General features: G+C 67.0%; 5 protein-coding genes. 1 reads left to right on the top strand and 4 read right to left on the bottom strand.

What is annotated here, in order from left to right:
* Both ASE35_RS22190 and ASE35_RS22185 read right to left on the bottom strand, forming a co-directional pair.
* A partial coding sequence (locus ASE35_RS22190) for a phosphopantetheine-binding protein (protein ID WP_343123520.1) occupies window positions 1-972 on the bottom strand: 972 nt, incomplete at its 3' end.
* A 71-nt stretch (window positions 973-1,043) separates the two neighbouring features.
* Complete coding sequence (locus ASE35_RS22185) at window positions 1,044-1,751, bottom strand: AMP-binding protein (RefSeq protein WP_162259034.1); 708 nt, start codon at window positions 1,749-1,751, stop codon at window positions 1,044-1,046.
* Between the two features lie 722 nt (window positions 1,752-2,473).
* Between ASE35_RS22185 and ASE35_RS21495 the strand changes: the two genes are divergently transcribed.
* Window positions 2,474-2,671 (top strand): hypothetical protein, encoded by a 198-nt coding sequence (locus ASE35_RS21495; protein ID WP_162259033.1) that lies wholly within the window; start codon window positions 2,474-2,476, stop codon window positions 2,669-2,671.
* 76 nt (window positions 2,672-2,747) lie between these two features.
* Here the strand turns inward: ASE35_RS21495 and ASE35_RS21100 are convergent, their stop codons facing one another.
* Both ASE35_RS21100 and ASE35_RS21095 read right to left on the bottom strand, forming a co-directional pair.
* Entirely contained in the window at window positions 2,748-4,445 is a 1,698-nt protein-coding gene (locus tag ASE35_RS21100) for a condensation domain-containing protein (RefSeq protein ID WP_235570025.1), read from the bottom strand.
* Window positions 4,327-6,488: amino acid adenylation domain-containing protein (locus tag ASE35_RS21095; RefSeq protein WP_157489343.1), on the bottom strand; the 2,162-nt coding region annotated here is incomplete at its 5' end. The genes ASE35_RS21100 and ASE35_RS21095, both read right to left, overlap by 119 nt.

Raw genomic sequence — 6,488 nt, 5'->3', positions numbered from 1 at the left:
GACCGCAACCAGGCGCGCACGCAGGCCCTCCTGGCGCGCCACCAGCGTGTCCAGCGCCTGCTTCAGCGCATCGCGATGCAGGCTGCCGCTCARGCGCAGCGCYGCCGGCATGTGATACGCGCGGCTCGCGGACGCATCCAGCTGGTCGATGAACCACAGGCGTTGCTGCGACAACGACAACGGCAGCGGTTGATCGCGGCCGACGCGCTCGATGCGGCCCAATGTGCTCGCGCCGCCTTGGCCCACCGCCTGCGCGAACGCGTGCAGCACCGGATGGACGAAGAGCTCRCGCAGCGGCACTTCCACTCCCAGCCGCTCGCGCACGCGCGAGACCAGCTGCACCGCCAGCAACGAATGGCCGCCCAGTTCGAAGAAGTGATCGTGGCGACCCACCTGATCGACCTTCAGCAGCGCCTGCCAGATATCCGCCAGCGCGTCCTCGATTGCGCCCTGCGGCGCCTCATATTCGCGCTGCACCAGCGAGCTGCCGTCCGGCGCGGGCAGCGCCTTGCGATCGAGCTTGCCGTTCGGCGTCAACGGGAACGCGTCGAGCACCATGAAGGCGCTCGGCACCATGTACTCAGGCAATTGCGTTTGCAGCGCTTCGCGCAACTGCACCCCGGTCGGCTCCGCTCCCGCCGCCGGCACCACATACGCCACTAGCCGTTTGTCGCCCGGCACGTCCTCGCGCGCCAGCACCACCGCCTCGCGCACGTCGGCGCAGGCACTCAATTTGGCCTCGATCTCGCCCAGCTCGATGCGGAAGCCGCGGATCTTCACCTGGAAATCGTTGCGCCCCAGGTACTCGATGGTGCCGTCCGGCCGCCAGCGACCGAGGTCGCCGGTCTTGTACATGCGCGCCTGCGGGTCGGCACTGAACGGATCGCGCACGAAACGCTCGGCCGTCAGCGCCTCGCGGTTCCAGTACCCGCGCGCCACGCCATCGCCACCGATATGGAGCTCACCCGCCACGCCCACCGGCACCGGGGCACCCCTCGCGGTTCCAGTACCCGCGCGCCACGCCATCGCCACCGATATGGAGCTCACCCGCCACGCCCACCGGCACCGGGGCACCCTGCGCGTCGAGRATGTAGATCTGCATATTGGACAGCGGCTTGCCGATGCTCGGCGATTCGGCRGCGYCCAACGCGCAGGTCGTCGCGTCCACCGTGCATTCGGTCGGGCCATACACGTTGTGGAACTCGACCCCGTCGATTTGGCGCAGGCGTTCCCACAACGAGAACGAGATCGCTGTGCGTGCGACCAGCCCGATCGGAGCGGATATGAGCAAGTGGTGGCCCCTGGCCCTGTTGATGCAACGCGCAGGTCGTCGCGTCCACCGTGCATTCGGTCGGGCCATACACGTTGTGGAACTCGACCCCGTCGATTTGGCGCAGGCGTTCCCACAACGAGARCGAGATCGCTTCGCCGCCAATCAGCACTGTGCTCACGCCCGTCTCGCCGCCCGATGCGAAGCCCGCACCCAAGAGCATCTCCAACTGCGCCGGGGTGCAATCGAAGGCGTCCACACGSTGCTCGCGCAGGTGCGCCAGCAGCGCCGCACTGTCCTGACGAACGGCCTGCGGGAARATCACCAGCGTGCGTCCGGACAACAGCTGCGTCAGCGATTTCACCGARGAGTCGAAGGTGATCGATGCATTCARGCCCACCCGGGCCGCCTTGGCCAGGCCAGCGAACACCGCGCGCTCCAGGCTCAACCACAGGTTCACCACCGAGCGATGCTCGACCATCACGCCCTTGGGAGCCCACCCGGGCCGCCTTGGCCAGGCCAGCGAACACCGCGCGCTCCAGGCTCAACCACAGGTTCACCACCGAGCGATGCTCGACCATCACGCCCTTGGGCATGCCGGTGGACCCGGAGGTATAGATCATGTAGATCAACTGCCGCGAACTCGCACCGCGGGCACGGATATCCGGATTGTGGTCCGGATAMGCGGCCARCGTCGTTTCGCTGTCGTCCARCGCCAGTTGCGGCACCGCACTTGCCGGCAGCCGCTCGCGCAGACCCGATTGCAGCAACAGCTGCTTCGGCGCGCAGTCTTCGAGYACGAAAGCCAGYCGCTCGGGCGGATGCTCCGGATCCAGCGGMACGTAGGCACCACCGGCCTTGAGGATGCCCAGCAGGCCSACCACCGTGTCCACGCTGCGCTCGACGCACAGCGCGACCCGATCGTCCGCCTGTACGCCTTGCGCGATCAGGTAATGCGCGATGCGGTTGGCGCGCGCGTTCAACTCGCCGTAGCGCAGCGCGGAGTCGCCGCAGATGACCGCGAGCGCATCCGGCTGCTCGGCYGCCTGTCGCTCGAACAACTCGTGGATCAGCGATTCCTGCGGATACTCGGCCGAGGTCGCGTTGAAGTCCGACAGCACATGATCGCGCTGCGCCGACGTCATCATCGGCAGCGCCGCCGGCGACACCGTCTCGTCGGCCACCATGCCTTCCAGCAGGGTGATGAAATGGCCGGCAAAACGCTCGATCGTCGAACGACGTCATCATCGGCAGCGCCGCCGGCGACACCGTCTCGTCGGCCACCATGCCTTCCAGCAGGGTGATGAAATGGCCGGCAAAACGCTCGATCGTCGYATGGTCGAACAAGTCGACGGCGTACTTGAATTCGCCGTGCAGGTTGGTGCCATCACCCTTCAATGACAATGACAGATCGAAGTTCGCCACTGGATGTTCGGCGGCGATGGATGAGAGCGTCAGTCCAGGCAAGCCCTGGACATCATCGGTTGCCGGCGTGTTGTCCAGGGACAGCATCACCTGGAACAGCGGACTGTGGCTCAGGCTGCGCGCGGGCTGCACCGCTTCCACCACCTGCTCGAACGGCAGTTCCTGGTGCACGAACGCGCCCAGCGTGTACCTGGAACAGCGGACTGTGGCTCAGGCTGCGCGCGGGCTGCACCGCTTCCACCACCTGCTCGAACGGCAGTTCCTGGTGCACGAACGCGCCCAGCGTCGCCTTCTTCACCTGCGCCAGCAGCTCCGCCATGCTCGCCGTCTCGCCCACGCGCACGCGCAGCGCCAGCGTGTTGACGAAGAAGCCGACCAGCGCCTCCACCTCGCGCCGCTGGCGGTTCGCCACCGGCGTGCCGATCACCACGTCGTCCTGGCCCGACAGCCGCGACAGCAGCAGCGACCAGCCGGCCAGCAACACCATGAACAGCGTCGCTCCCTGCCGCTGACCCAACTGCTTCAGTCGCGCGCTCAGTTCCGCCGACAACGCGAAGGGCAAGGTACCGCCGACATGACTCTGCACCGCCGGACGCGCACGGTCGGTCGGCAGCTCCAGCAGTGCCGGCGCGCCCACCAGGTGCTCGCGCCAGAACGCCGTCTGCCGCTCCAGTTCCTCGCCTTGCAGCCAGCCACGCTGCCACACCGCGTAATCGGCGTACTGAATGTCCAGCGCCGTCAACGGATTGACCCGCCCCTCGCTGTAGGCCGCGTACAACTGCGCGAACTCGCGAATGATGACGCCGATCGACCAGCCATCGCTGACGATGTGGTGCTGGGTAATCAGCAGCACGTGCTCCTCGTCGCCCGTACGCAGCAAGCGGCCGCGGATCAGCGGCCCCTGGCTCAAGTCGAAGGGCGCGCCCGCTTCGTCGATCGCCTGCTCGCGTACCGCCTGCTCGCGGGCTTCGGCGGGCAACTGCGTGAGGTCGTGCTCTGCCAGGGTGAAGCCGATGTCCTCGGGTGCGAAGACCTGGTGCGGCACGCCATCGACCGCAACCAGGCGCGCACGCAGGCCCTCCTGGCGCGCCACCAGCGTGTCCAGCGCCTGCTTCAGCGCATCTCGATGCAGGCTGCCGCTCAGGCGCAGCGCCGCCGGCATGTGATACGCGCGGCTCGCGGACGCATCCAACTGATCGATGAACCACAGGCGTTGCTGCGACAACGACAACGGCAGTGGTTGATCGCGGCCGACGCGCTCGATGCGACCCAATGTGCTCGCGCCGGCCTGGCCCACCGCCTGCGCGAACGCATGCAGCACCGGATGAACGAAGAGCTCGCGCAGCGGCACTTCCACCCCCAGCCGCTCGCGCACACGCGAGACCAACTGTGCAGCCAGCAGGGAATGGCCGCCCAGTTCGAAGAAGTGATCGTGGCGACCCACCTGTTCGATCTTCAGCAGCGACTGCCAGATTTCCGCCAGCCCCTGCTCGATCTCGCCTTGCGGCGCTTCGTACTCGCGCTGCACCAGCGAGCTGCCGTCCGGCGCGGGCAACGCCTTGCGATCCAGCTTGCCGTTCGGCGTCAGCGGGAACGCGTCGAGCACCATGAAGGCGCTCGGTACCATGTACTCAGGCAACTGCGTTTGCAGCGCTTCGCGCAACTGCACCCCCGTCGGCTCCGCTCCCGCCGACGGCACCACATACGCCACCAGCCGCTTGTCGCCCGGCACGTCCTCCCGCGCCAGCACCACCGCCTCGCGCACGTCGGCGCAGGCACTCAATTTGGCCTCGATCTCGCCCAGCTCGATGCGGAAGCCACGGATCTTCACCTGGAAATCGTTGCGCCCCAGGTACTCGATGGTGCCGTCCGGCCGCCAGCGACCGAGGTCTGATCTCGCCCAGCTCGATGCGGAAGCCACGGATCTTCACCTGGAAATCGTTGCGCCCCAGGTACTCGATGGTGCCGTCCGGCCGCCAGCGACCGAGGTCGCCGGCTTTGTACATGCGTGCCTGCGGATCGGCACTGAACGGATCGCGCACGAACCGTTCTGCCGTCAGCGCCGACTGGTTCAGATAGCCCCGTGCCACGCCATCGCCGCCGATATGGAGCTCGCCCGCCACGCCCACCGGCACCGGCTCGCCCTGCGCATCCAGAATGTAGACCTGCGTGTTCGCGATCGGACGGCCAATCGGTACCGAAGTGGCCTCTTCGGCCAGCGCGTCGATCAAGTGCGTGCAAGCGAACGTCGTTGTCTCGGTGGGACCGTAACCGTTGATCAGGTGCGCCGGACGCTGCGCCTGCGCCAGCACGCTGCGGATCGTGCGCGGATCGAGTACGTCGCCGCCGACCAGCAGATAGCGCAGCTGCGCCAGCGATGCCTGCATGCTCGGCGCGTACTGGTTGAACAGGCCGACCGTCATCCACATCGCCGTGGCGCCGTGGGCCAGCAGTTGCGCGTCGAATCGACGCGCATCCACCAGCAGCCGCGCGCCATTGAGCAACGCGCCCCAGATTTCCCAGGTCGCCGCGTCGAAGGCCGGATTGGCCGCGTGCACCAGGCAGTCGTCGTCACCGGCCTGGAAATACGGGTTGTTGATCACCAACCGGTTCACGTTACGGTGCTCGACCATCACGCCCTTGGGCGTGCCGGTCGATCCGGACGTGTAGATCACGTAGGCCAGGTGCCGCGAGCTCAGGCCATGTGCATGTGGATCCGGATTATGCGTCGGCTGTGCAGCCAGCAACGCCCGGTCTTCGCTGGTATCCAACCGCAGCGTGGGTACGCCGCATACCGGCAAGCGCTCCTCCAACGTGGCCTGAGTCAGCAATGCCACCGGCGCACTGTCCTCCAGCATGTACGCCAGTCGCTCCGCCGGATAATCGGGATCCAGCGGCACATACGCCCCGCCCGCCTTCAGTATCCCCAGCAGCCCCACCACTATCTCCAGGCTGCGCTCCACGCAGATCGCCACCCGGTCGTCAGGCTTCACGCCCTGCGACAGCAGGTAATGCGCCACCTGGTTCGCCCGCGCATTGAGCTCGCCGTACGTCAGACGGTGGTCTTCGTAAACCACCGCCACCGCATCCGGCTGCGCGGTCGCCTGCTGCTCGAACAGTTCGTGGATCAGTGCATCCCACGGATAGTCGGTCGCCGTGGCATTGAAGCCCTCCAGCACCTGCGCCCGCTGCACGGCCGTCGTGATCGGCAGCGTGGCGACGGTCTGCGTGTCGGACGTGGCCATCGCCTCCAGCAAAGTCATGAAGTGGCCAGCGAAGCGTTCGACCGTGCTGCGGTCGAACAGGTCCGCCGCATAGTCGATGCCGCCATGCAGGCCCGTGCCACCGTCGTTCAACGACAGCGACAGGTCGAATTTCGCAATGGTGTGCTCGCTTTGCACTTGCGACAGCGTCAGGCCAGGCAGCTCCATCGCATCGCCGCCGGGCGTGTTGTTCAAGGACAGCATCACCTGGAACAACGGGCTGTGGCTCAGGCTGCGCGCCGGCTGTACCGCTTCCACCACCTGYTCGAACGGCAGTTCCTGGTGCGCGAACGCCTCCAGCGTCGTTTCCTTCACCTGCGCCARCAGGCCKGCCACCGTCAACGGCTCCGACAGGCGCGTACGCAAGGCCAGCGTGTTGACGAAGAAGCCRACCAGCGCCTCCACCTCGCGCCGCTGCCGGTTGGCCACCGGCACGCCCACGACGACATCGTCCTGACCCGACAGCCGCGACAGCAGCAGCGACCAGCCGGCCAGCAATACCCAGCAGCGACCAGCCGGCCAGCAATACC

Origin of the sequence: Lysobacter sp. Root916 (genome assembly GCF_001429785.1) — a bacterium.
Taxonomy (GTDB): domain Bacteria; phylum Pseudomonadota; class Gammaproteobacteria; order Xanthomonadales; family Xanthomonadaceae; genus Lysobacter.
This window is presented reverse-complemented; position numbering and strand designations above follow the sequence as displayed.